3 protein-coding genes are annotated in these 3,677 nt (G+C 43.2%); 2 read left to right on the forward strand and 1 reads right to left on the reverse strand.

The window, feature by feature from the left end; all coding sequences use genetic code 11:
* Positions 1–1,222, reverse strand: a 1,222-nt coding sequence (locus QZ735_RS18255) for a TonB-dependent siderophore receptor (RefSeq protein WP_294251620.1), incomplete at its 3' end; no start/stop codon positions are given.
* Positions 1,223–1,318: 96 nt separating this feature from the next.
* Here QZ735_RS18255 and QZ735_RS18260 point away from each other — a divergent pair.
* Together QZ735_RS18260 and QZ735_RS18265 are read left to right on the forward strand one after the other, a co-directional pair.
* A complete protein-coding gene (locus QZ735_RS18260) occupies positions 1,319–2,101 on the forward strand; it encodes a choice-of-anchor J domain-containing protein (protein ID WP_294251622.1) in 783 nt (260 codons plus the stop codon).
* Positions 2,102–2,309: 208 nt separating this feature from the next.
* The gene (locus QZ735_RS18265; protein WP_294251626.1) at positions 2,310–3,617 is read left to right on the forward strand and encodes a T9SS type A sorting domain-containing protein; all 1,308 of its coding nucleotides are present in this window, start codon (positions 2,310–2,312) and stop codon (positions 3,615–3,617) included.
* Positions 3,618–3,677: the final 60 nt, after the last annotated feature.

Raw genomic sequence — 3,677 nt, forward strand, 5'->3', positions numbered from 1 at the left:
TAAAAATTGTCCGGTTGATATTTTCTTTGCCGGAAATGCCGAAATTACCGGTAGCGGCATTGGCAAAACCTACCGTCCAGTCAAGTTCATATCCTAACTGAAAATTAATTTTATCGCTATCGAGAAAATTACTGAACATTCCTCTTGAATACAGGACATCGGATTTATAAAACGTGATTTTTTCCTTACGGGAAATTTCCTTCCTGTTCGGGACATCGTACAGATAGTTCTGGGACTGCCTTTCCTGGGTCTGATAAGAGAAGTCGCCCATATAATGAATCCGGCCCAGGGTGGTCTGGATATTGAACTGATGAATCCACCTTTTGGTAAAATAATCGATATCGTCAGAAGTATAGGTCCTTTCACCTCCGCCAAGAGGCAGATCCGTTACCCGCTGGTCCCGGTAGTTGATATTTTCAGTAAGAAAGTTTACCTTATAGAACAAGGTTGTATTTTTTTTAGCATAGCGTAAAGCAGCATTGGTAATCAGCTGATCCTTGGGTTGCCATTCATATCCCCTCAGAAGATCATTTCCGGTATTGAAATATTTGTAACCATTTAATTTTCCTTTATACCCCTGAAAATCGTTGTGATTAATATCAGCTGTAATGGTCCAGTAATCGTTGATACGGTACCCTAAATTCAAAGACTGCACATGTCTTCCGTTTCCTTTTTTAAACCAGTCGTAATCCTTACCCACAGTTTCTTCCTGCAGGGAAAGCAGGGCATTGAATTTTTTAGAATAGTTTTTTTTGGTAATGATATTAATGACTCCGGCTACAGCATTGTTTCCGTATTCCACTCCCATTGAACCTTTAACCACTTCAATACGTTCAATATTATTTACATTCAGCTTGGTAAGATCCACCAGGTTTCCCATTCCCTGATCGTTTACCACCGGGATGTTATCGATCAGGATTTTTGTATACTCTCCGCCAAGCCCCATAATATTGGCATTGGAATCACCGCTTCCTCTGCTGGGCTGGATCAGGATATTCAGATTCTGATTCAACACCTCCGCCACATTCGTTACCGCCATATTTTTGATCTGCTGCGCGTCAATTACCTCAACCTTGTAGATCGACTTATTGATCGACTGCTGCATATACTGCCCGGTGATGACCACCTCTTCTATTTTTGTCTGGTTAAGAGAATCTTTTTCCTGGGCATGCATACAGAGGACAGCGGATAAAGACAGGACGGAAAGCAGTTTCTTCTTCATGGGGTTCAAAAAATTTCGACAAATATAATGCTTTATTTAGAATAGTTAAAAATAAATATGTAATTTTGTGGAATAATTCTAAATAAAAATAACGTTATGAAATTAAGACTACTTATTGGAACTTTGATGCTTACGGCTGTCGCAGCGCATGCGCAAGTAGCTTCTATCAACGAGAATTTTGAAACTTTCAATACCGGATCGGGGAATCCGCTGCCGCAAAACGGATGGACCAGCGTCCTTTCAGGGCAACGGCTGTATCCGGATGCAGCCAATGGCAACAAATACCTGCAGGCCTATACTTTCTTTACGCCCAATGTGCCGTTTTACGCCATTACCCCGCAGATCACAGCTCCTACCGGAAGCCAGACGCTTTCATTCAAAGTAGCCCAGACCACAGGATCCGGAGGCACGGGATCAGTACAGGTAGGATTGGTTTCCAGCAATACCGACATGTCTGCCTTCACCCCGATCGGCAGTGCAGTAACCATATCTTCAACGACATTACAGACCCTCAGCTATACCGTTCCGGCTTCTTCCTCACAATATATTGCCTTCAGATTCATCGGGAATGTGGCCCATGCCGCTATCCTGATCGATGATGTCGCCCTTACGGCTTCCTCTTCCCTGGCCGTTTCAGACCAGGTTAAAACAAAAGAGGAAATCAGGTTTGCCGTAAACGATGATCAAACCGCTTTGCAGTTTGTGGCGAAAAAAGCACCCGGGAATATCCGGATCTATTCAGCATCAGGTCAGAAGGTAGCTTCCGGTGCCCCAACAGGTTCTTCTTTCGACATCAGCACCCTTACGGCAGGTGTTTATTACCTGATCATTGAAACTGCGGACGGCCAGGCCATAAAATCAAAATTCATCAAAAAATAAGTAACGCATACATACACGCTGTACCGGCCTGTCGATTTTTTTCGCAGGTCGGTTTTTTATGTAAAAGACAGATAATCAATCTATAAATATTATCTCAATTATTCAGATGTTTCGAAACACGACAAAAATCATTTTTTTATTTAGAATAGTTAAAAATAAATAATTAGTTTTGTAGAATAATTCTAAATAACAAAACTGCTTTTTTCATATGAAGACAACATTACTTTTATCTACCCTCTTTGCATTGGGAATCCAGCAGGCCGTTTCCGCACAGACGGATGCCAATGGTTATACAACAGTAAATATGACCATGGGGGCTTCTTACCAGAACCGTGTGTTCTATGACATCAGTGCCAACTCTATGGTTTCGCAGCCTGCCAATACATGGGATATCGCTTTTTACAGAAATTCGAGCATGAGCTTCGGCACGCGGATGAATGATGCGCAGAATGTGGAGGTATACCAGGCTTCAAACAATCCGAATGACTGGAACAGTATTACCACAAACAGTGTTGCTTCATACGGATCACCTTTGTACAACCTTGACAATACAACCTCTATTCAGAAAGGTGCTTTTGAACAGGGAACGGCTACCTACGGCTGGGGCGAGTACAACCCGGGAAACCATCACGTTAAAGGAAAAGTGATTTTCATTCTGAAATACCCTTCCAACGTCTTCTACAAATTTATGATTGATGATTATTTCGGTGGCTATACCTTTAAATATGCTAAATGGAACGCTTCAACTTCCTCCTGGGACGCTACCGTTTCAAAAACAATCGCCAACGGGACCGATGATGCCTATTTTAATTATTTCTCTTTTACCACCGGTGAAAAAATACCTTCACTGGAACCTTCCAGAACGGGCTGGGACCTGATGTTTACCCGGTACTGGACCGATTATGCCTATACTGACCCGAATACCGGACAACCTGCCACCATGAAATACCGCATGGCAGGAGTGCTTCAGAACAGCAATATCTCCGTAGCAAAGGTACAGCCGGAAACGCAGGCCACCGCTGCTTCCACCCTCCCCGCTTCCGCTGCGTTTTCAAATAACATCACCACCATCGGCCATTCCTGGAAACCTGCTATGGGCGCCCCTTATTCCAATGTGGTGTACTATGTGAAACAGGGATCCGAATATTACAGGATGTATTTTACGTCCAATGAAGGAAGCGCTACCGGAAATATGTATTTCAAATATAAAAACATCTCATCCGTACTGGGCGTAACTGATATTGCCGGCAAAAAGGCATCCTTCGGGATTTACCCCAATCCTGTAACGGCAGACCGCAAAGCAACGGTACTGTTTGAAGTGAAGGAAAAACTGAGCAGCAAAGGCAATGTGGAAGTTTACGATCTCTCCGGAAAAAAAGTATATTCGGCAGAGCTGACAAACCAGACCGGTTTCTACAAACAGGACCTGGACCTTACCCAGCTTGCTTCAGGAAACTACCTGGTAAAAATCAGCTTCGGCGGCCAGACGGAAACCAAAAAGCTGATCGTAAAATAAGTGAACGAGAATGGTGATGGTGAATGGTGAATAGTGAATAGTGAATAGTGAATAGTGAAT

The organism is uncultured Chryseobacterium sp. (genome assembly GCF_913776365.1).
GTDB lineage: Bacteria > Bacteroidota > Bacteroidia > Flavobacteriales > Weeksellaceae > Chryseobacterium.

Bases quoted from the DNA above. Each gene is read 5' to 3' on its own strand.
- QZ735_RS18260 (WP_294251622.1), top strand. From the start codon at position 1,319: ATGAAATTAAGACTACTTATTGGAACTTTGATGCTTACGGCTGTCGCA.
- QZ735_RS18265 (WP_294251626.1), top strand. From the start codon at position 2,310: ATGAAGACAACATTACTTTTATCTACCCTCTTTGCATTGGGAATCCAG.